The sequence below is a fragment of the Mesorhizobium sp. M1334 genome, from assembly GCF_040317995.1.
Taxonomy (GTDB): domain Bacteria; phylum Pseudomonadota; class Alphaproteobacteria; order Rhizobiales; family Rhizobiaceae; genus Mesorhizobium.
This window is the reverse complement of the sequence record NZ_JAMYLM010000004.1, coordinates 330806-350404: the sequence shown is the minus strand read 5'-3', so window position 1 is coordinate 350404 and position 19599 is coordinate 330806. Positions and strand designations below refer to the sequence as shown.

General features: G+C 63.7%; 20 protein-coding genes. 5 read left to right on the top strand and 15 right to left on the bottom strand.

What is annotated here, in order from left to right:
* Positions 1–80: 80 nt before the first annotated feature.
* From NKH17_RS11345 to NKH17_RS11280, 14 genes are all read right to left on the bottom strand, one after another.
* Positions 81–710 carry a sarcosine oxidase subunit gamma gene (locus NKH17_RS11345; RefSeq protein ID WP_352476566.1) on the bottom strand — a complete coding sequence of 210 codons (630 nt, stop codon included), beginning with the start codon at positions 708–710 and terminating at the stop codon, positions 81–83.
* Positions 703–3684, bottom strand: coding sequence for a sarcosine oxidase subunit alpha (locus tag NKH17_RS11340; protein WP_352895978.1), 2982 nt, complete (start codon positions 3682–3684; stop codon positions 703–705). Before NKH17_RS11340 ends, NKH17_RS11345 begins: the two co-directional genes overlap by 8 nt.
* Before the next feature lie 187 nt (positions 3685–3871).
* Positions 3872–4147 carry a sarcosine oxidase subunit delta gene (locus NKH17_RS11335; RefSeq protein WP_352476568.1) on the bottom strand — a complete coding sequence of 92 codons (276 nt, stop codon included), beginning with the start codon at positions 4145–4147 and terminating at the stop codon, positions 3872–3874.
* A gap of 17 nt (positions 4148–4164) precedes the next feature.
* Positions 4165–5418 carry a sarcosine oxidase subunit beta family protein gene (locus tag NKH17_RS11330; RefSeq protein WP_352895976.1) on the bottom strand — a complete coding sequence of 418 codons (1254 nt, stop codon included), beginning with the start codon at positions 5416–5418 and terminating at the stop codon, positions 4165–4167.
* 35 nt (positions 5419–5453) lie between these two features.
* The gene (gene glnT / locus NKH17_RS11325) at positions 5454–6761 is read right to left on the bottom strand and encodes a type III glutamate--ammonia ligase (protein ID WP_352476570.1); all 1308 of its coding nucleotides are present in this window, start codon (positions 6759–6761) and stop codon (positions 5454–5456) included.
* A gap of 33 nt (positions 6762–6794) precedes the next feature.
* The gene (locus NKH17_RS11320; RefSeq protein ID WP_352895973.1) at positions 6795–8123 is read right to left on the bottom strand and encodes an FMN-binding glutamate synthase family protein; all 1329 of its coding nucleotides are present in this window, start codon (positions 8121–8123) and stop codon (positions 6795–6797) included.
* 6 nt (positions 8124–8129) lie between these two features.
* A complete protein-coding gene (locus tag NKH17_RS11315; protein ID WP_352751110.1) occupies positions 8130–8864 on the bottom strand; it encodes a GltB/FmdC/FwdC-like GXGXG domain-containing protein in 735 nt (244 codons plus the stop codon).
* A gap of 4 nt (positions 8865–8868) precedes the next feature.
* Positions 8869–9762 carry a class II glutamine amidotransferase gene (locus NKH17_RS11310; RefSeq protein WP_352895970.1) on the bottom strand — a complete coding sequence of 298 codons (894 nt, stop codon included), beginning with the start codon at positions 9760–9762 and terminating at the stop codon, positions 8869–8871.
* A gap of 83 nt (positions 9763–9845) precedes the next feature.
* The gene (locus NKH17_RS11305) at positions 9846–10178 is read right to left on the bottom strand and encodes a hypothetical protein (protein WP_352895967.1); all 333 of its coding nucleotides are present in this window, start codon (positions 10176–10178) and stop codon (positions 9846–9848) included.
* Positions 10175–10855, bottom strand: coding sequence for a hypothetical protein (locus NKH17_RS11300; protein ID WP_352688721.1), 681 nt, complete (start codon positions 10853–10855; stop codon positions 10175–10177). The genes NKH17_RS11305 and NKH17_RS11300 overlap by 4 nt, the downstream gene beginning before the upstream one ends.
* Positions 10856–10900: 45 nt before the next feature.
* Positions 10901–12301 carry an APC family permease gene (locus NKH17_RS11295; RefSeq protein WP_292653875.1) on the bottom strand — a complete coding sequence of 467 codons (1401 nt, stop codon included), beginning with the start codon at positions 12299–12301 and terminating at the stop codon, positions 10901–10903.
* A gap of 15 nt (positions 12302–12316) precedes the next feature.
* On the bottom strand, positions 12317–12478 hold the full coding sequence (locus tag NKH17_RS11290; protein WP_023673991.1) for a hypothetical protein: 162 nt from the start codon (positions 12476–12478) through the stop codon (positions 12317–12319).
* Between the two features lie 17 nt (positions 12479–12495).
* Positions 12496–12873, bottom strand: coding sequence for a hypothetical protein (locus tag NKH17_RS11285; RefSeq protein ID WP_023716770.1), 378 nt, complete (start codon positions 12871–12873; stop codon positions 12496–12498).
* A gap of 11 nt (positions 12874–12884) precedes the next feature.
* Positions 12885–13172: a hypothetical protein gene (locus NKH17_RS11280; protein ID WP_352476575.1), complete on the bottom strand. Its 288-nt coding sequence runs from the start codon at positions 13170–13172 to the stop codon at positions 12885–12887.
* A gap of 286 nt (positions 13173–13458) precedes the next feature.
* On the opposite strand from NKH17_RS11280, the gene NKH17_RS11275 reads away from it, so the two are divergent.
* Genes NKH17_RS11275 through NKH17_RS11260 form a run of 4 tightly spaced genes read left to right on the top strand, consistent with a single transcriptional unit; the run spans position 13459 to position 17215 of the window.
* The gene (locus NKH17_RS11275; RefSeq protein ID WP_352895962.1) at positions 13459–14592 is read left to right on the top strand and encodes an aminomethyl transferase family protein; all 1134 of its coding nucleotides are present in this window, start codon (positions 13459–13461) and stop codon (positions 14590–14592) included.
* 14 nt (positions 14593–14606) lie between these two features.
* The gene (locus NKH17_RS11270) at positions 14607–15203 is read left to right on the top strand and encodes a dimethylamine monooxygenase subunit DmmA family protein (RefSeq protein ID WP_352895960.1); all 597 of its coding nucleotides are present in this window, start codon (positions 14607–14609) and stop codon (positions 15201–15203) included.
* A complete protein-coding gene (locus tag NKH17_RS11265; protein ID WP_352895958.1) occupies positions 15200–16165 on the top strand; it encodes a PDR/VanB family oxidoreductase in 966 nt (321 codons plus the stop codon). The genes NKH17_RS11270 and NKH17_RS11265 overlap by 4 nt, the downstream gene beginning before the upstream one ends.
* A gap of 9 nt (positions 16166–16174) precedes the next feature.
* The gene (locus NKH17_RS11260) at positions 16175–17215 is read left to right on the top strand and encodes a heme-dependent oxidative N-demethylase family protein (protein ID WP_352476579.1); all 1041 of its coding nucleotides are present in this window, start codon (positions 16175–16177) and stop codon (positions 17213–17215) included.
* A gap of 51 nt (positions 17216–17266) precedes the next feature.
* Here NKH17_RS11260 and NKH17_RS11255 read toward each other — a convergent pair whose 3' ends face one another.
* On the bottom strand, positions 17267–17980 hold the full coding sequence (locus NKH17_RS11255) for a helix-turn-helix domain-containing protein (protein ID WP_254820747.1): 714 nt from the start codon (positions 17978–17980) through the stop codon (positions 17267–17269).
* A 250-nt stretch (positions 17981–18230) separates the two neighbouring features.
* Between NKH17_RS11255 and NKH17_RS11250 the strand changes: the two genes are divergently transcribed.
* Positions 18231–19589: a trimethylamine monooxygenase gene (locus tag NKH17_RS11250; RefSeq protein WP_352895956.1), complete on the top strand. Its 1359-nt coding sequence runs from the start codon at positions 18231–18233 to the stop codon at positions 19587–19589.
* Positions 19590–19599: the final 10 nt, after the last annotated feature.

Below are 19599 nucleotides of genomic sequence, written 5' to 3'. Positions count from 1 at the left end.
CTGGAACACCCCTCATCCGTCTCGGCGCTGCGCGCCGATCCACCTCCTCCCACAAGCGGAGAAGGGAAGGCGCGCCAAGGCTATGCCAACGCCTCGCTGGGGCTGATCTCGACGCCATACTCGGCGGCAGCGTCGAGCATCGTGTGCCACAGGCTTTCCGCGAAGGTGGCGAACACCAGAAGATTGAACACCCCCTGCCCATCCGGCCGGTCATTGCCACGCCAGAGATTGATGCTGGTGTGATCGACCGCGGTCGCCGCCGCGGTGCCGGCCGGGAACGCCGCCGGGTGCAGGTCTAGCGACAACAATTTCGCCAACATCGAGCGCGCCTTGCCTCCCGAGACGCTGATCAGGGCGCGCGCATGCGACTGATCGGAAAGCGAGGCGGACTGCGAGAACGCCTGGCTCAGCTTCTCCATCGCGTGAATGCCGCCCTTCGACAAGACGAGGAACTGATCCGGTCCCGACCAGATCAGCGTGGCGTCGGGAACTTGGACCGCGTTGGGCGCATTCGGGGCGGCAACGCCGAAGCGGGTTTCGGCAGCCTTCGCCAGTTCTGCCGCCTTGCCGCGCCGCGCCATCACCTGGATCAGGTCGAAATTGCGGATCTCGGTGAGCGATACGCCGGCCGCCGTGCCGCGCGCGCCGTAGCCGCCGACAACAAGCGCTTTCTCCAGCGGACTGCGGGCAATCCAGGAAAACTCAGCCACGCTGGCGCCCTCCATCCGGATCGTAAAAGACAGGACTGCAGAGCTCGACATCGTAATCTTCCCCGCGCAGCGGATCGTGCGCATGGACGATCTCGCCGATGCGCTCGCGGCCGCGCTCGACCAGCCCAAGCCCGATCCACTGGTCGAGCATCGGCGAAAAGCAGACCGAGGTGACATAGCCCTGGTCATTGTCGGGACCGGGCGTCTCGCCCTTCGGGATGATATGCGCGCCGGAACGCAGGCGGCGCGTCTTGTCGACCGGCTTGATGCCGACGACGACCTGGCGGTCCGGCGCGACCAGCGCCTCGCGCCCGGCCATGACGCGGCCGATGAAGTCTTTCTTGGTCGACATCATCTTGCCGAGGCCGAGGTCGGCGGCGGTCGTCGTGCCGTTCAGCTCCGGTCCGGCGACATGGCCCTTTTCGATGCGCATGACGCCGAGCGCCTCGGTGCCGTAGGGCGTAACCCCGAATGGCTTGCCGGCCAGCATCAAATTGCGCACCAGCGCGTCGCCATAGCGGGCGGGAACCGAAATCTCGAACGCCATTTCGCCGGAGAAGGAGATGCGGAACAGCCGCGCTCTGATGCCACCGTGCAACGCGACTTCGCGCGCCCCCATGAAGGGGAAACCTTCGTTCGACAGGTCCTCGGATTCATCAACGACCTGTTTCAGCAACTCCCGCGCGCTCGGCCCGGCGATCGAGAATTGCGCCCACTGGTCGGAAACCGAGGTCAACTGCACGTCGAATTCCGGGAACAGCACCTGCCGGCAGAATTCAAGATGCTGCATCACCAGCCCGGCCTTGGCGGTGGTGGTGGTCAGGAAATAATGGTCCTCGGCGAGCCGCGACGTCGTGCCGTCGTCATAGACGATGCCGTCCTCGCGCAGCATCAGCCCGTAGCGGGCTTTTCCGACGGCAAGATTGGAGAAAGTGTTGATGTAGACGCGGTCGAGGAAGGCGCCGGCATGCGGGCCGTGCACGTCGATCTTGCCGAGCGTCGAGACGTCGCAGAAGCCGACGCCTGAGCGCACCGCCTTGACCTCGCGCGTCACCGATTCCAGCCAGTCCTTTTCGCCGGCGCGCGGATACCATTGCGCCCGCTTCCACAGGCCGGTGTCGACGAACACCGCGCCCTGTTCGGCTGCCCAGTGGTGCGACGGCGTCAGTCGTGTCGCGTGGAAGTTTTCGTCGCGATGATGGCCGGCGAAGGCGCCGATGGCGACCGGCACATAGGGCGGGCGGTAGATCGTCGTGCCGGTCTCGGGAATGGACTTGCCTGACAACGCAGCCATGATGGCGAGGCCGGCGACATTCGAGGTCTTGCCCTGGTCGGTGGCCATGCCGAGCGTCGTGTAGCGCTTGAGATGCTCGACCGATTCAAAACCTTCGCGCTGCGCCAGTTCGATGTCGGACGCGGTGACATCGTGCTGGTAGTCGACAAAGGCCTTGCCCTTGCCGGCGACGTGCCAGAGCGGGGTCAGCGAAAAGGCTTCTTCGTCGGCGGTCGGCGATGTGCCGGCATTGCCGCTTCGTCCGGCGCTCTGCGCTGCCGCAGCACCCGCGGCAAATCCCTGGCGCAGGCAGTCGCCTAGACCGAAGGCGCCGTTGGCGGCGCCGACGGCCACCATGCCGGGCGGCGCACCATCCGGCACGAAGGCTGCGATATCGTCCTGCCATTTCGGCCGGCCGCGATGATAGGAGGTCAGCCCGACCGCCGGATTCCAGCCGCCCGAGACGGCTAGCCCGTCGGCTTCGACCTCGGCGCGCGCCCCACCGGTGAGCGATACCGCGATTTTCCGGACCCCGTCCTTGCCCCCCTCGACCCCACTGACGAAACCGTTGAGCACGGCAAAGCCGCCTTTGGCGGCAAGCGCGCGACGTTCGGCAGATACGTCCGGGCGTGCATCGACGACCGCTGCGATCTGCAATCCGGCGCCAAGCGCGGTCTCGACGGTGCGCCAGCCATCCTCATTGTTGGTGAACAGCGCGATCCTCGTGGCAGGGGTTGCCGCATAGCGTTCGACATAGGTCCGCATCGCCGAAGCCATCATCACGCCGGGCGTGTCGTTGCCGGCAAAGACGATCGGCCGCTCGATGGCGCCGGCGGCAACGACGCAGCGCTTGGCTACGATCCGCCACAGCCGCTGGCGCACCTGGTGCTCGGGCGGCGAGGGCAGGTGGTCGTTGACCCGCTCGATCGCGCCATAGGTGCCGCCATCATAGACGCCGAACAGTGTCGTGCGGTTCATAATGCGGACATCGGGCAGTGCGGCGAGTTCGGCCAGCGTGCGCGTAATCCATTCGGCCGCCGGCGCGCCGTCGATCGTGCCGCCGTCGGCAAGCAGGCGGCCGCCAAGCGCGAAATCTTCCTCGCACAGGATGACGCGGGCGCCGCCGCGCCCGGCCGCCAGTGCCGCAGCCAGCCCGGCCGGGCCGGACCCGGCAATCAGCACGTCGCAATGCGCCCACGCCTTGTCGTAATGGTCGGGATCGGCGACGCTTGCAGCGCGACCGAGGCCGGCGGCGCGGCGGATCGCCGGCTCGTAGACCGCTTCCCAGAATTTCGCCGGCCACATGAAGGTCTTGTAGTAAAAGCCGGCGACGAAGATCGGCGCAAACAGCTGGTTGACCGCTATCAGATCATGGCGCAGCGACGGCCAGCGGTTCTGGCTGGCCGCTTCCAGACCGTCATAAAGCTCGGCCGTGGTCGCCTTGGTGTTGGGCTCGCGTCGCGCTCCGCTGCGCAGTTCGACCAGCGCGTTGGGCTCCTCCGAACCAGCGGTCAGGATGCCGCGCGGCCGATGGTATTTGAACGAGCGGCCGACCAGCTTGACGCCATTGGCGATCAGCGCCGAGGCCAGCGTGTCGCCTTGGAAGCCGGCAAAGCTCTTGCCGTCGAAGCGGAAGCCCAGCGGCGCGGCGCGATCGATGAGACCGCCTGATACGAGACGATAGGGCTGGCTGGAGGTCACGATCGCCCGCCTTCCGTCGCTGTGGCCTGATGCAGGAGCGTCGCGCTGCCGCTCATCCGGCCTCCGCTTCGCTGTGGCCGCCTTGCACGCAGCCTCCTTCTCTTCTCCCCGCCGGGGAGAAGGTGGCCGCGAAGCGGCCGGATGAGGGGGCCGCCGGCAGGGTTATGAGCGCTGACCCGGACAGAATTCATTTGGCGGGCTGCCTTGCACCAACGCCGGTCGCCGGCTCGACGGAGGAAATCTCATGCGTCAGCGTGTTGCGGGCGACCTTCAGCCAGGCCCGGCAGCCGCCGCCATGGTACCAGTATTCGCTCATCGGCCCGGCGATGTTGTCTCGCAGGTAGACATAGTCGAAGACCTCGTCTTCGGTGGCGCCGGCCGCAGGACGCGTCGGCTTGGCGTCGCCCAGATAGGTGAACTCGCCGAGTTCGCGTTCGCCGCAGAAGGGACAGACAATGCGCATGCTTCTTCAGCCAGCCTTCAATGCAGGTTCGGTTGGGCGCCCTGGCCCTTTTCGTCGATCATGGCACCTCGCCGGAAGCGGTCGAGGCGGAAGCGGGCAGCCTCCTTGTGCGGCTCGTCGCGCGCCAGCAGATGGGCAAAGACCAGGCCGGAGCCGGGCGTCGCCTTGAAGCCGCCATAGCACCAGCCGGCATTGAGATAGAGCCCGTCGACCGGTGTCTTGTCGATGATCGGCGAGCCGTCCATCGACATGTCCATGATGCCGCCCCACTGACGCAGAAGCCGTATCCGGCCGATCATCGGCATCAGCGCCATGCCGCCTTCGCAGACGTCTTCCATGACAGGCAGATTTCCGCGCTGGGCGTAGGAATTGTAGCCGTCTATATCGCCGCCGAAGACCAGCCCGCCCTTGTCGGATTGGCTGACGTAGAAATGGCCGGCGCCGAAGGTCATGACATTGGGGATCAGCGGCTTGATCGCCTCGGAGACGAAGGCCTGCAGCACATGGCTTTCGATCGGCAGCCGCATGCCGGCCATCGCCGCGACGCGCGACGAGGAGCCGGCGACCGCCATGCCGACCTTGGCGGCACCGATCCTGCCGCGCGATGTCTCGACGCCGGTCACCTTGCCGCTGCCGTCGCGAACAAAGCCGGTCACCTCGCAATTCTGGATGATGTCGACGCCGAGCGCGCTCGCCGCATGCGCATAGCCCCAGACCACGGCGTCGTGCCGTGCCGTGCCGCCGCGTCGCTGCAAAAGCCCGCCCTGCACCGGAAAGCGCGCATTGTCGAAGTTCAGGAACGGCATCATCTTCCTGACTGCGGCGAGGTCGAGCAGTTCGGCATCGATGCCGTTGATGCGCATGGTATTGCCGCGCCGCGCATAGGCGTCGCGCTGCGCGTCGGAGTGGTAGAGGTTGATGACGCCGCGCTGGCTGACCATGGTGTTGTAATTGAGGTCCTGCTCCATGCGCTCCCAGAGCTTCATCGAAAGCTCGTAGAAGCCTGTATTGCCGGGCAGCCCGTAGTTGGAGCGGATGATGGTGGTGTTGCGGCCGGCATTGCCGGAGCCGATCCAGCCTTTTTCCAGCACGGCGACATTTCTGATGCCGTATTCGCTGGCGAGGAACCATGCCGTCGCCAGGCCATGGCCGCCGCCGCCGATGACCACCACCTCGTAGTGGCTCTTCGGGGTGGCGTCGCGCCAGGTGCGCTGCCAGTTCTTATGGCCGGAAAATGCCGCCCGGGCGAGGGAGAAGATCGAGTATTTCATGAACCTGTTTCGCGCCGGGCGTGCAACAATCCGGATCAGATGTCGAGCGTGTGGTCGCGCTCCCACTGGGTGAAGTGGGAAGCATAGGAATTCCATTCCTGCTGCTTGAGCTTTAGATAGGCCGACGAGAATTCCTCACCCAGCGCCGCCTTGAGCGATTTGTCGTTGTCAAACTCGCGCAACGCGTCGAGCAGGTTGAGCGGCAGCTTCGGCGCGCCCTCGACCGTATGGCCGAACTGGTACATGTCGATGTCGTAGCGCCTGCCGGGATCGGCCTTCGAGCGGACGCCGTCAAGGCCGGCGGCGATGATGACGGCCTGCAGCAGATAGGGGTTTGCCGCGCCGTCGGGCAGGCGCAGCTCGAACCGGCCTGGCCCAGGCACGCGCACCATGTGGGTGCGGTTGTTGCCGGTCCAGGTCACCGTGTTCGGCGCCCAGGTGGCGCCGGAGATGGTGCGCGGTGCGTTGATGCGCTTGTAGGAATTGACCGTCGGGTTGGTGATCGCGGCAAGGGCGGAAGCATGTTTCATGATGCCGCCGAGGAAGTTCCGGCCCTTTGCCGACAGGCCGAGCTCCATCGCATTGTCGGCAAAGACATTGGTCTTGCCGTCCCTGTCCCACACCGAGATATGCGCATGGCAGCCATTGCCGGTCAGGCCCTGGAAGGGTTTAGGCATGAAGGTTGCGCGCAGGCCGTGCTTTTCGGCGACCGATTTCACCATGAATTTGAAGAAGGAATGTTTGTCGGCGGTCGCCAGCGCATCGTCGAAGGCCCAGTTCATCTCGAACTGGCCGTTGGCGTCCTCGTGGTCGTTCTGGTAGGCGCCCCAGCCGAGCGCCAGCATGTGGTCGCAGATCTCGGCGATCACGTCGTAGCGGCGCATCACCGCCTGCTGGTCGTAGCAGGGCTTCGACGCCGTATCGTATTCGTCGGAAATCGTCTTGCCATCCGGCGAGATCAGGAAGAATTCGGCCTCGACGCCGGTCTTGATGTGCATGCCGTCGCCAGCGGCCTCGGCGATCAACCGCTTCAGCGTGTTGCGCGGCGCCTGCTCGACCGATTTGTCGTCCATGATGCAGTTGGCGGCAACCCAGGCGACCTCCGGCTTCCAAGGCAACTGGATCACCGAGGCCGGATCCGGCACCGCCAGCATGTCGGGATGCGCCGGCGTCAGGTCGAGCCAGGTGGCAAAGCCGGCAAAGCCGGCACCGTCCCGCTGCATGTCGGCGATCGCCTGCGCCGGCACCAGCTTGGCGCGTTGCCCACCGAACAGGTCGGTGTAGGATATCATGAAATATTTGACGCCCTTTTCCTTGGCGAAGGCGGCGAGATCGTTCCCCATTATAGTTCCTCGCTTACTGGCATTTGGTTTGTTTTAGAAGCCGTTCTTGCCCGGTATCCAATTGGTGCCGGCCAGCGGCACGCCGGCCATGGCTGCGGCTTCGATCGTCAAGGCCACAAGATCCTCGGGCTCGAGATTGTGCAGGCTATTCTTGCCGCAGGCGCGGGCGATTGTCTGAGCCTCAAGTGTCATCACCTTAAGATAATTCGCCAGCCGTCGTCCGGCCGCAATCGGATCGACCCGTTTCATTAGCTCGGGATCCTGCGTGGTGATGCCGGCCGGGTCGCGTCCCTCATGCCAGTCGTCATAGGCGCCGGCGGTGGTGCCGAGCTCGTTGTATTCCGCCTCCCAGCGCGGATCATTGTCACCGAGCGCGACAAGCGCTGCCGTGCCGATCGACACCGCGTCGACGCCGAGCGCCAGCGCCTTGGCGACGTCGGCGCCGTTGCGTATGCCGCCCGAGACGATCAGCTGCACCTTGCGGTGCATGCCGAGGTCCTGCAGCGCCTGCACCGCCGGCCTGATGCAGGCAAGCGTCGGCTGGCCGACGTTCTCGATGAACACTTCCTGGGTTGCCGCGGTGCCGCCCTGCATGCCGTCGACGACGACGACGTCGGCGCCTGCCTTCACCGCAAGCGCGGTGTCGTAATAGGGCCGGGCGCCGCCGACCTTGACGTAGATCGGCTTTTCCCAGTCGGTGATTTCGCGCAGTTCCAGGATCTTGATCTCGAGATCGTCCGGCCCGGTCCAGTCGGGGTGGCGCGAGGCCGAGCGCTGGTCGATGCCTTTCGGCAGCGTGCGCATTTCCGCGACGCGGTCGGAGATCTTCTGGCCGAGCAGCATGCCGCCGCCGCCTGGCTTGGCGCCCTGGCCGACGACAACCTCGATCGCGTCGGCACGGCGCAGATCGCGCGGGTTCATGCCGTAGCGCGACGGCAGATGCTGGTAGACCAGTGTCTTCGAATGGCCGCGCTCTTCCTCGGTCATGCCGCCGTCGCCGGTCGTCGTCGAGGTGCCGGACAGCGTCGCGCCACGGCCGAGCGCTTCCTTCGCCGGGCCGGACAGCGAGCCAAAGCTCATGCCGGCAATAGTGATCGGGATTTTCAGTTCGATCGGTTTTTTCGCGTAGCGCGAGCCGAGCACGACGCTGGTGTCGCAGCGCTCGCGATAGCCTTCGAGCGGATAGCGCGAGATCGAAGCACCGAGGAACAGAAGGTCGTCGAAATGCGGCAGCTTGCGCTTGGCGCCGGCGCCGCGGATGTCATAGATGCCGGTCGCCGCGGCGCGGCGGATCTCGGAAAGCGTGTAGTCGTCGAAGGTCGCGGATTTGCGCGGCGTCGTCGGCGGGTTGCGATAGGTCATTGAGCCTCAATACGCGTCGGCGTTGTCGATATTGAAATTGTAGAGGGTACGAGCCGAGCCATAACGCTTGAACTCCGCCGCCTTGACGCCGGTCACGCCGGCGCGGTCGAGCAAGCCTTGCAGCAATTCGAGATGCTCGGGCCGCATCTCCTTGGCGATGCAGTCGGCGCCGAGGCTTTCGACCTTGCCGCGCACGAAAAGCCGCGCCTCGTAGATGGAATCGCCGAGCGCATCGCCGGCATCGCCCAGCACCACCAGATTGCCGGACTGCGCCATGAAGGCCGACATGTGGCCGATATTGCCATGGACGACGATGTCGATGCCTTTCATCGAAATGCCGCAACGCGATGACGCGTTGCCTTCGATGACGAGCAGCCCGCCGCGGCCGGTGGCGCCGGCATACTGGCTGGCATCGCCTTTGACGACGATCTGGCCCGACATCATGTTTTCGCCGACGCCGGGCCCGGCCGAGCCATGCACGGTGATGGTGCCGCCGTCGTTCATGCCGCCGCAATAATAGCCGACGCTGCCGCGCACATCGATGGCGACCGGTTGGTCGACGCCGACGGCGACCGAATGGCTGCCTCGCGGGTGGAGCACCTCCCAGGCGGTCTCGTTCGAACCGGGCGCCAGATCGTGCAGCGCCTGGTTGAGCTCGCGCAGCGACATTTCGGCCAGGTCGAAGACCCGCGATGCCTGGCCCGGCTCACGCGCCGCCTTGGAAAGGTTGATTGCCGGCATCAGCTCAATGCTCCCAGAAATAGACAGTTGCGGGCTCGGGTTCCCAGACTTTCGCATTGTCTATGCCGGGCAGTTTGGTGAGCGCACGATATTCCGAGCCGAAGGCGACATACTGGTCGGTTTCGGCCATCACGGCGGGTTTGCAGGCTATGGGGTCGCGCACCACGCCGAAGCCGTTCTTGGTGCCGACGACGAAGGTGAAAAAGCCGTCGAGATCGCTCAGCGTGCCTTCCAGCGCCTCGCCGAGGTTCTTGCCATGCGCCATCTGCGAGGAGAGATAGGCGGCAGCGACCTCGGTGTCGTTCTCGGTCTCGAACGTCATGCCTTCACGGATCAGTTCGCGGCGGACATTGTTGTGGTTGGACAGCGAGCCATTATGCACCAGGCACTGGTCGGCGCCGGTCGAGAAGGGATGCGCGCCCATCGTCGTCACCGCCGATTCGGTCGCCATGCGGGTATGGCCGATGCCGTGTGTGCCGGTCATCTCGCGGACGCCGAAACGGTCGACGACCGCTTCCGGCAAGCCGACTTCCTTGTAGATCTCCACGACGTCGCCGGCGCCCATGATGCGGATGTCGGGGCGCAGCGTCTGGATCGCCTCGCGCGCTTCGTCGATCTTGGCAGGCATCGTCCGGACCACGGCATGCGTCGACTTCGCAGCAATGCTCACCGGCGCGCCGACTGCCTTTGCGAGTTCGGCGTCGAGGCCGCGGAAATCGCGCTCCGGTTTGGCCGACTGGATGGTGATCTTGGCTTCACTGGAGGGCGCGCCATAGATGGCGATGCCGGCGCTGTCGGGACCGCGATCGCTGAGCGAGATCAGCATCTCCGACAGCATCGCGCCAAGCTGGGGCTCGAGCGACTTGTCCTTCAAAAACAGTCCGACGATTCCGCACATGTCAGGCTCCGCGAGTTTGTTCCTCCGAGATGTATCGAATGAGTCCCGGGAATTCAATTGGTATGAAAAAAATTTTCCTGTCGTTATATATCGGTTGAGGCGCCGTCGGCCGCACTATCGCTACGCTGGCCGCCATTGTGAACCCATTTGGCATAGCGGATGCGGGCGATCTTGTAGGCATCCAGGATCGACAGGGCATAGATCAGGACGCCGCCGGCATGGCGGCCGATGAAGCTGGCATCGGGCGGCGCGATCTTGGCGGTGACCCAGGCCAGGACCACCACGAAGAACAGGAATTGCAGACCGCGCACCGGCACGCCGAGCACGACATGCCCGCTCGCCGGCAAAACGATCGCAGCGCCCAGAACCAGATAGGGGCTCGGTGGTGCGGGGGAGGTGGTGATCTGGCTGGTCATGCCGCCTGCCGTTCGCTTTGATTGATGGCATCGCGCAGCGCCGAAGCCGACGACAGCAGCCTCTCGATCAGCCCCGGATCGAGCCTGACCGTGCCGAATTCGGCTTGCCGGAAGACGCCGTAGCGCGCCCGCTCGGCCTCGGCCAGCAGCCAGACGATGCGCACGCCGTTTGGTGTGATCAGCAGTTCCTTGGCGCGTTCCTCGGCAAAGATATCGAGGTGGTCGGCGATGACGGCTTCGGGGAAGCGCACGCCCTTGCGGTCGCTCCGCAGCACCGCCTCGGCTGGAAATCCGGCGGCCTTCGGCAGTGTCTGGACGAGATGATCGAAATTGGAAAACGTCGTCGGCGATCCCGGCCGCATCATCATGTCGAAAGTGCCTGGCACCGCGACCTTTTCGGTGATCGAAACGCTCAGCCAGCGCGCCGGCAGCTTCCTTATCGCCAGCGTGTCGACGATGGTCCGCACCTGCACCCGCCGGCCGTTCCACGAGCCGGCGAAGGTGACGACTCCGGCGGCGCCGTCCGAGATGTTTGCCACGTCGGGGATGATATCGCGAAGCCCCGCTTCGTCGGCGGCAAGCGCAGTCGAAGCCTTGGCGCGGCTGGCGCGCGCAAGCCAGGCTATGTGGAGGACGAGAGCCAGGGCAACCGCCCCGGCGAGCAATGCTGAGATCACCTAGCGCACCTCGTCACGCAAATGCCCGCCCAGACCGGCGCGCCGTCAGTACCCCTGCGGCTTCGGCCACGGCATGGTGAACTGGGCACCACGGCGTACGAATTTGTAGCGGTAGAAGTGGAACCACAGCGAGATCAGGAAGTAGAAGGCGACCATGGCGATCAGCTGCGAGCCGAAGCCGAGGAAGATCGCAAAGAAGGTGACCACGCAAAGGCAGAACAAGACGATCGCCGGCAGCGGATGGAACGGATGGGTGTAGCCGCGGCGGATCGAGCCGAGCGGCCACTTCTTCCTGAACATGATGATGTTGATGCTCATGAAGGTGTATTGCAGCACGCCCGACAGGATCGAGAAGGTGATCGCCTGGTTGAGGTCGGCGATGAAGGCAAAGGCGAGCGCGATCGGCAGCAGGAACAGGATCGAGCGATAGGGCGTGCGGTATTTCGGATGCACCGCCGAGAACCAGGTCGGCAGATAGCGGTCGCGGCCGAGCGAGAACCAGGCGCGCGCGGCATCGTTGATGCAGCCATTGGCGGAGGCAAGTGCCGCAAGCAGCGTCGCGATGAACAACAGGTTCTCCAGCAGCGCACTGCCGGTCAGTTTGCCTGCATCCCACAGCGGATAATAGGTGATGCCGAGATATTCCCAGGGCATCAGCGAGGCGCAGACATACCAGGTCATCGCGGCCGCGATCAGAAGCGTGATCATGCCGGCCATCGTGCCGTAAGGCAGCGAGCGCGCCGGCGAGCGAACTTCCTCGGCGGCCTGCGTGGTGCCCTCGATGCCGAGATAGTACCAGATGCCGAACTGGAAGGCGGCGATGACGCCGATCCAGCCATAGGGCAGGGCGTTGCCGGGGGTGACCAGCTCGTTGAGCTTCAGCACGGCGCCTTGGGTCCACGGGCTGACCGAGAAGAACAGGATGACGATCGAGACATAGGCGATGGCGGTGATGACGAAATTGACGTTGAGCGTCATCAGCACGCCGCGATAGTTCAGCCATGCCAGCACGACGATGGTGGCGGCGATGAAGGAATTGTGGTTGAGGCCCTCGACGCCGGCCTTGGCGACGATGGTGTCGCCGAGCAGGATCGCGTCCGACACTTCGAGCATGGTATAGGCAAAGACCAGGAAAAGCGCGACGTTGAAGGCCATCAGCGGCCCGACAATGTGCTTGGCCTGGGCATATTGGCCGCCGGCGGCGGCAACCGTCGAGGTGACTTCGGAATCGATCATCGCGACCGACGTGTAGAGCAGTCCGACGATCCAGCAGACGATCAGCGCCGCCAGCGCGCCGCCTTTGTCCGCCGCGAAATTCCAGCCGGTGAACTCGCCGACCAGAACGATGCCGACACCGAGCGCCCAGACATGGGCGGGGCCGAGCACCCTGAGCAGTGAAACCCTGTCGCCTTGCACTTGCACCGCTGGTTCAGCCGTGATCGTCATCGTTCAATCCCCCACTCAGATCCGGTGTTTTTCGGACACGGCTTCAAGCTCGCCTTCCCTGGACGAGGTCAGCATCTCTTCGGAATAGGTCGTGTCGATCTTGAACCAGTCGTAGAGCATCCACAGCGCGAGCACGATCGAGATGCCCCAGCATGCGTAAGAGAGTGCCACCCACATGACGATGCTTCCCTGATTTATTTGTCGTCGAATTTTTCGTTGATGACGTCGCGGTATTCGCGGTCCGATGCGCGGAACAGAAAAATGAAATAGCCGATCAGCACCGCAGCCATGATGATCAGCGTCGGCCAGTCGATGATGTAGTGGAACCGGTTCTGGATGATGTCGTGCGCGGTTTCCGGCGTGTAACCGAGCTTTTCCCAGATCGAGGCCATGGTCGGGTTCTGGCCGAGCGCCTCCCACGTCTTGGCGTCGAGCGCGTCGATGGATTTTGCCGCCCCTGCCAGGCCTAGTTTCAGCGGCAGCCACAGCGCGACGAAAATCGCGACCACGACGACGGCGATATCGAAAACCTGTCCGGCCTTGCTCTGTTCGGGCGGTGTATAGCGGGCCATGCGTCTCCCCCTCAGGACTTGCGGTTGCGGTAGGCGTCGGCATTCTTGATGTCGAGGCCGTAAATGAAGTCCTTGTCTTCCTTGTAGTGGTTGACCATCGCCAGGATCGCGGCCGTGTTGAAGATCAGCACGGCGGCCGCGGCGACCGCGACGACGAGCTTGATGCCGGCATCGGGGATGTATGGCCATGTCATGAACAGGACGAAGAGAATCGTCGCCCACAGGCAGACGATCAGGAGCATGGATCCACGCACGTCGGAACGATACAACGCTTCCACGCGCTGTTGCAGGTCGGACATCGGCTTTCCCCTTTTTCAACGCCGGTCCGGACTGGCCGGTCATTGCCCTCTTTCAAGAGAGTGAAATTTTTTTCATAAAATCCGGCCGAATTCTGGAATTGTCAAGACGATTTTACGCGACGTTAACCGTTTGTTTGAGCTCGCCAGATTTGCCTGACAATGAAATTATTTGCTTACGGGTATTGCAGGCTCCCGGCGTTTGCGATCAATATTCAAGGCAACGCTCCCGCCTGTGTGCAGGGAGCAGGGGAAAGCAAAAAGTTTTCTTTCGAACGGAGGACAGCGGATGACGGCATCCTGGAGATTTTCGACGCTTGCGGACCGCCATCGCGCGCTCGGCTCGAAGCTCGAGGACTGGAGCGGCATGGGTACCGCCTGGACCTACGACAAGGACGCCGACGAAGAGTATATCGCCATCCGCACCAAGGCCGGCCTGATGGACGTGTCCGGCTTGAAGAAGGTCCACATCGCCGGGCCGCACGCCTCGCACCTGATCGACCTGGCGACGACGCGCGACGTCGAAAAGATCTGTCCCGGCAAGTCGGCCTATGCCTGCATGCTCAACGAGGCCGGCAAGTTCACCGACGACTGCATCCTCTACCGCACCGGCCCGAATTCCTGGATGGTCGTGCATGGCTCGGGCACCGGCCATGAAGAGCTGCAGCGCGCTTCCGTCGGTCGCGACGTGTCGCTACGCTTCGACGACAATCTGCACGACCTTTCGCTGCAGGGGCCGCTAGCCGTGGACTATCTGGCAAAGCATGTGCCCGGCATTCGCGACCTCAACTATTTCCACCACATGCAGACGCAGTTGTTCGGCTTTCCGGTGATGATCTCGCGCACCGGCTACACCGGCGAGCGCGGCTACGAGATCTTCTGCCGTGGCCAGGACGCCGGAACGATCTGGGACAGGATCCTCGACGAGGGCAAGAGCGCCGGCATTATCCCGTGCCGCTTCACCACGCTCGACATGCTGCGCGTCGAGAGCTACCTGTTGTTTTACCCCTACGACAATTCGCAGAAATATCCGTTCGAGAATGAGGGGCCCGGCGACACGCTGTGGGAGCTTGGTCTCGACTTCACCGTCAGCCCCGGCAAGACGGGCTTTCGCGGCGCCGAGGAGCACTACCGCCTCAAGGGCAAGGAGCGCTTCAAGATATTCGGTGTGCTGCTCGAAGGCAGGGAGCCGGCCGACGAGGGCGCGCCGGTCTATCGCGACGGCAAGAAGGTCGGCGTGGTGACCTGCGCCATGTATTCGCCGCTGGTCAGGAAATCGATGGGCATTGCCCGGCTCGACGTCGACTGCGCGGTCCAGGGCACCCGGCTCGAGATCCGCAACAAGAGCGGCGCCATCAGCGCAACCGCCGAGCCGCTTCCGTTCGACGATCCGAAGAAGACCAAGCGCACGGCGAAAGGCTGAGGCATACTGCGGGTATGGCAGCGAAAAGCATCATCAGCCGCCCGGTCTATGGGACCCTGTCTCCACAGCCCGGCAAGCACCATCTTTTCGTAGCGGACGCAGAGGGAGCGCTGGCGATTACCGATCTTGCCGCCAAGGCACCGGCGGATTTCTTCGGCGGCGCCCACATCATCTTCATTCCCGGCCGCGACGGTAAATATGCCGAGGCGGTCGAAGCACTGAAGCCGGCGCAGCTCTACCTCGGCCATTCCTTCGCCAGTGCCCTGCCGCGGCTGAAGCAGACGCTGGCCAACGCCCATATGGGCCTCAGGCTCTACCTTGCCGGCACCGAAGAGCTGATCGGCCAGGCCATGCAGGCGGCGCTCGAAGCCGGCATCGACCACACCTCGATCCAGACCGAGCATCGCGGCTCGCTGGCGCGCCGCGTGCAGTGCGTCCATTGCAAGGGCATCACCGAGAACGTCACGACGCAGCCGGCAACCTGTTCGCATTGCGGCCTGCTGCTTCTGGTGCGCGACCACTATTCGCGGCGCCTCGCCGCCTTCCAGGGCGTCTGCATCAACGCCGAGGACCGCAGCGAAATTCCTCCGATCGAGGAGGTCTTTCGATGAGCACCGGCACCACCAAACTCGATGTCGTCGTCAGCGATGTCGTCCCGATCAACAAGCTGGTGACGCGCTTTCATTTCCGCAGGCGCGACGGCCAGCTTTTGCCGACCTTTTCCGGCGGCGCCCATGTCGTCGTCGAGATGCGCGATGGCGAACGCACCAGGCTCAATCCCTATTCGCTGATGGGCTCGCCGCTCGACACCCGCGAATACACCATCTCGGTGCGCCGCGACGACGCCGGCCGCGGCGGCTCGCTGTTCATGCACAGGCAGGTCAGGCCGGGCACGGAGATGGTGGTGAGCTACCCCGTCAATCTGTTCTCGCTCGATCTTCGGGCCAGGAAGCATCTGATGCTGGCCGGTGGCATCGGCATCACCCCGTTCATGGCGCAGACCGCGCAGCTGGCGGCGCAAGGCGGCAATTTCGAATTGCATTACACCTGCCGCACCGCCTCGCTCGGCACCTATGCCGACCTGCTGAGAGAGCGCTACGACCGCCGGGTCAGGCTCTATCACGACGACCGCGACGAGCGCGTCGATCTCGACCGGCTGTTGTCGTCGCAGCCGCTCGGCACGCATCTCTATGTCTGCGGGCCGTCCGGCATGATCGGCTGGGTGCGCGACCGCGCCGCTGCCATCGGCTGGCCGCCAGAGACCGTGCATTTCGAGCATTTCGCCGCACCCCAGCCGGGCGCGCCGTTCGACGTGACACTGGCGCTCAGCGGCAAGACGATCCGTGTCGACGAGCAGCAGAGCCTGCTCGAGGCGATCGAGGCGGCCGGCGTCGATCCGCCCTATCTGTGCCGCGGCGGCGTCTGCGGCCAATGCGAGACCAACGTGATTTCGCATGACGGCAAATTCATCCACAACGACCACTGGCTGAGCGAGGAAGACCACCGTTCGGGTTGCAAGATCATGCCTTGCGTCTCGCGCTTCGAGGGCAGGTCGCTGGTGCTGGAAAGATAGGAGGCGAGCTTGGGCATCACCTTTCGCAAGGAAACGTTCCGCGACGACTTCACCTTCAGGAATAGCCCCGAGCACATCAGGCGATTCCCGTTCCCGTTCCATGAAGACAGCTACATGTATGCGGTCAACATCGAGCCGCATGTCGTCGGGCCGAGGGGCAGCGTGCTGGAGAATTTGATCGACGTTGACGAGCACTATGTCGCCGAGATGCAGGACCGCGCTTTGGTGCTGGCCGAGGATCCGCTGCGCTGCCAGTCGCTGCCGCACATGACGCTGGCCGGCTGGGACCTGCTCGAACTCCTGATGGAGCAGCAGGCGCTGGGCTATCCCGAGCATTTCACGCTGATCCGCGACGGCGATCGCTGGCGCTGGATCAACCGGCCGCTCGGCATCGACGACAGCTTCACCTTCGGCGACGTCTCGACGCTGCCCTATGGGCCGATGGAATACATCACCCGCCAGAGCCAAGGAGATTTCTGCATTCTCGACCAGCGCGACGGCAATCTGTGGATGGATGCCGGCATGGTCACCACCCAGGCCGACTGGTCGCTCGATTTCGACATCGGCATGAACTTCTTCGAATGGCACGCGCCGGTGCCGCTGGCGCACGAGAAGGGGATCTTCGTCCGGGCGCTGAAATTCCTCACCAACATCCAGCAGGGTAAGCCGGCGCGCCGGCTGAACTGGACGATGACCATCAATCCGCGCCTCGACACCAGCCCGGAAAATTACCACAAATGGGGTCCGGACCGCGCCACGGTGACGCCGGAAAATGTCGGCGAAAAAGTGCATCTGCGCGTCGAGCTGCAGAGTTTCTGGCGGCTGCCGCGCTCGAATGCGATCGTCTTCCCGATCCGCTGCTACCTGATCAAGATGGACGAACTGGTGACGCAGCCGAAATGGGCAAGGCGGCTGCACCGCGTCATCCGCGACCTGCCCGACGAACTCGCCAATTACAAGGGCCTGACGCGTTATCGGCCGACCTTGGTCGAATGGCTGTCGAAATTGGATGATGGCAGCCCGACATCGCCGGGCTTCGGGCCGGATTAAAGCTGCCCGCGAAGCTGCTAATCTCCCCCACGAGGGGGGAGATTGGCCAACTCACCCCGCGCTCTGCGGGTAGCAGATGATCGACAGATAACGCATCGGCAGAACGCTCAGCACTTCCGGTCCGTGCGGCGCATCGGCGTCGAAGAACAGGCTGTCGCCGGGCTTCATCGGGTAGAGATTGCTGCCGTGCCGGTAAACCACCTCGCCCTCGAGCATATAGAGGAATTCCATGCCCTCGTGCTGGAAGGTCGGGAACACGTCGGAATCCTCGGTGAGCGTGATCAGATAGGGTTCGACGACGACGCCGCTGGTGTTGGAGCCGATATGGCCGAGCAGATTGTACTGGTGGCCGGCGCGCGTGCCGCGGCGTTCGACGTCGAGGCCTTCGCCGGCCTTGACGAAGACGGCACTGCGCTCCTCCTCGAAACGGCGGAAGAAGGCGGTGACCGGAACGCCGAGCGCCCGCGACAGCGCCTGCAACGTGGTCAGCGATGGCGAGGTGATGCCGTTCTCGATCTTCGACAGCATGCCGAGCGAAATGTCGGTGGCGGCAGCCAGATCGGCGACGGTGATGCCGAGCTTTTTGCGGAATGCCCGCACCTCGCGGCCGATCGCGACCTCAAGCACTTTTTCGCGGGTGTCGCGAATGGCGTGCGGGTTCTGGGTGAGCGGCACGCGTATCTTGCGCGGCTCGATCGCGGCGGGCTTGGCTTTGCCCGCCACGGCGCCGGCATCATGCTTCAGACTGGATGCTTTTTTTGCCATTTCGCCACCCCGGACCTTGCCGATTCATTTCACTCACGGTGAACATATTCGGTGCCGATACAGAAGCGCAACTCTCACGACAAGCCGAATTGCGCAATGACCGGATTTCGCCCGAGCTTCCACGTCGTTTAGAAATCCAGCTCGGCGAAGCGCGGTTTCGCGACAAGCCCTGTTGACAGCATCGAAGGGGCAATTACTGTCCTGTCAGTGAAATTTGTTTCGTTAGAGAAATGAGATCGGGAGGCCCGCAATGAAAGATCGTGTTGCCATCGTTGGAGCCGGGCCGTCCGGCATGGCCCAGCTCCGGGCCTTCAAGTCGGCCGCCGACAAGGGCGCCGATATTCCCGAGATCGTCTGCTTCGAAAAGCAGTCCGACTGGGGCGGCCTGTGGAATTACACCTGGCGCACCGGCCTCGACGAGCACGGCGACCCGGTGCATGGCTCGATGTACCGTTACCTCTGGTCGAACGGCCCGAAGGAATGCCTCGAATTCGCCGACTACACCTTCGAGGAGCATTTCGGCCGGCCGATCGGCTCCTACCCGCCGCGTGCCGTCCTGTGGGACTATATCAAGGGCCGCGTCGAAAAATCCGGCGTGCGCCAATGGGTGCGCTTCAACAGCCCGGTGCGCATGGTCACCTTCTCCGACACGACGAAAAAATTCACCGTCACCGCGCATGACCGCACCAACGACGTCACCTATTCGGAAGAGTTCGACAACGTCGTCGTCGCCTCGGGGCATTTTTCCGTGCCCAACGTGCCCTATTTCGAGGGCTTCTCGACCTTCAACGGCCGTATTCTGCACAGCCACGATTTCCGCGACGCGATGGAATTCAAGGGCAAGGATATCTTGATCATCGGCCGCTCCTATTCGGCCGAGGACATCGGCTCGCAATGCTACAAATACGGCGCCAAATCGATAACCTCTAGCTACCGCTCGAAGCCGATGGGCTTCAAATGGCCGGAGAACTGGAAGGAAGTGCCGCTGCTGCAGAAGGTCGTCGGCAAGACCGCGCATTTCAAGGATGGCAGCACCAAGGACGTCGACGCCATCATCCTGTGCACCGGCTATCTCCATTCCTTCCCGTTCCTCACCGAGGATTTGAAGCTGAAGACCGCCAACCGCATGTGGCCGGACGGGCTCTACGAGGGCGTCGTCTGGGAGAAGAACCCGAAGCTTTTCTATATCGGCATGCAGGACCAGTTCTACACCTTCAACATGTTCGACGCGCAGGCCTGGTTCGCCCGCGACGTCATCATGGGCCGTATCAAGCTACCCTCGGCCGAAGCGATGGCGGACCACGGCCGGAAATGGCGGGCACGCGAGGAGACGCTGGAAGACGCCGAGCAGATGATCTGGTTCCAGGGCGACTACACCCGAGAGCTGATGGAGCAGACCGACTATCCGGGCTTCGACGTCGAGGCCGTCAATCGGACCTTCATGGAGTGGGAGCACCACAAGGCGGAAGACATTATGGGCTTCCGCGACCATGCCTACCGCTCGCTGATGACCGGCACGATGGCGCCTTTGCACCATACGCCGTGGCTGCAGGCGATGGACGATTCGATGGAGAGCTATCTCGAGGTGAAGGACGTGGCGGCGGAGTAGACAGCCCGAA

Bases quoted from the DNA above. Each gene is read 5' to 3' on its own strand.
- NKH17_RS11275 (WP_352895962.1), top strand. From the start codon at position 13,459: ATGACGGCATCCTGGAGATTTTCGACGCTTGCGGACCGCCATCGCGCG.
- NKH17_RS11270 (WP_352895960.1), top strand. From the start codon at position 14,607: ATGGCAGCGAAAAGCATCATCAGCCGCCCGGTCTATGGGACCCTGTCT.
- NKH17_RS11285 (WP_023716770.1), bottom strand. From the start codon at position 12,873: ATGGCCCGCTATACACCGCCCGAACAGAGCAAGGCCGGACAGGTTTTC.
- NKH17_RS11310 (WP_352895970.1), bottom strand. From the start codon at position 9,762: ATGTGCGGAATCGTCGGACTGTTTTTGAAGGACAAGTCGCTCGAGCCC.
- NKH17_RS11290 (WP_023673991.1), bottom strand. From the start codon at position 12,478: ATGTGGGTGGCACTCTCTTACGCATGCTGGGGCATCTCGATCGTGCTC.
- NKH17_RS11305 (WP_352895967.1), bottom strand. From the start codon at position 10,178: ATGACCAGCCAGATCACCACCTCCCCCGCACCACCGAGCCCCTATCTG.
- NKH17_RS11265 (WP_352895958.1), top strand. From the start codon at position 15,200: ATGAGCACCGGCACCACCAAACTCGATGTCGTCGTCAGCGATGTCGTC.
- NKH17_RS11250 (WP_352895956.1), top strand. From the start codon at position 18,231: ATGAAAGATCGTGTTGCCATCGTTGGAGCCGGGCCGTCCGGCATGGCC.
- NKH17_RS11255 (WP_254820747.1), bottom strand. From the start codon at position 17,980: ATGGCAAAAAAAGCATCCAGTCTGAAGCATGATGCCGGCGCCGTGGCG.
- NKH17_RS11315 (WP_352751110.1), bottom strand. From the start codon at position 8,864: ATGCCGGCAATCAACCTTTCCAAGGCGGCGCGTGAGCCGGGCCAGGCA.
- glnT (WP_352476570.1), bottom strand. From the start codon at position 6,761: ATGGGGAACGATCTCGCCGCCTTCGCCAAGGAAAAGGGCGTCAAATAT.
- NKH17_RS11330 (WP_352895976.1), bottom strand. From the start codon at position 5,418: ATGAAATACTCGATCTTCTCCCTCGCCCGGGCGGCATTTTCCGGCCAT.
- NKH17_RS11280 (WP_352476575.1), bottom strand. From the start codon at position 13,172: ATGTCCGACCTGCAACAGCGCGTGGAAGCGTTGTATCGTTCCGACGTG.
- NKH17_RS11295 (WP_292653875.1), bottom strand. From the start codon at position 12,301: ATGACGATCACGGCTGAACCAGCGGTGCAAGTGCAAGGCGACAGGGTT.
- NKH17_RS11335 (WP_352476568.1), bottom strand. From the start codon at position 4,147: ATGCGCATTGTCTGTCCCTTCTGCGGCGAACGCGAACTCGGCGAGTTC.
- NKH17_RS11320 (WP_352895973.1), bottom strand. From the start codon at position 8,123: ATGACCTATCGCAACCCGCCGACGACGCCGCGCAAATCCGCGACCTTC.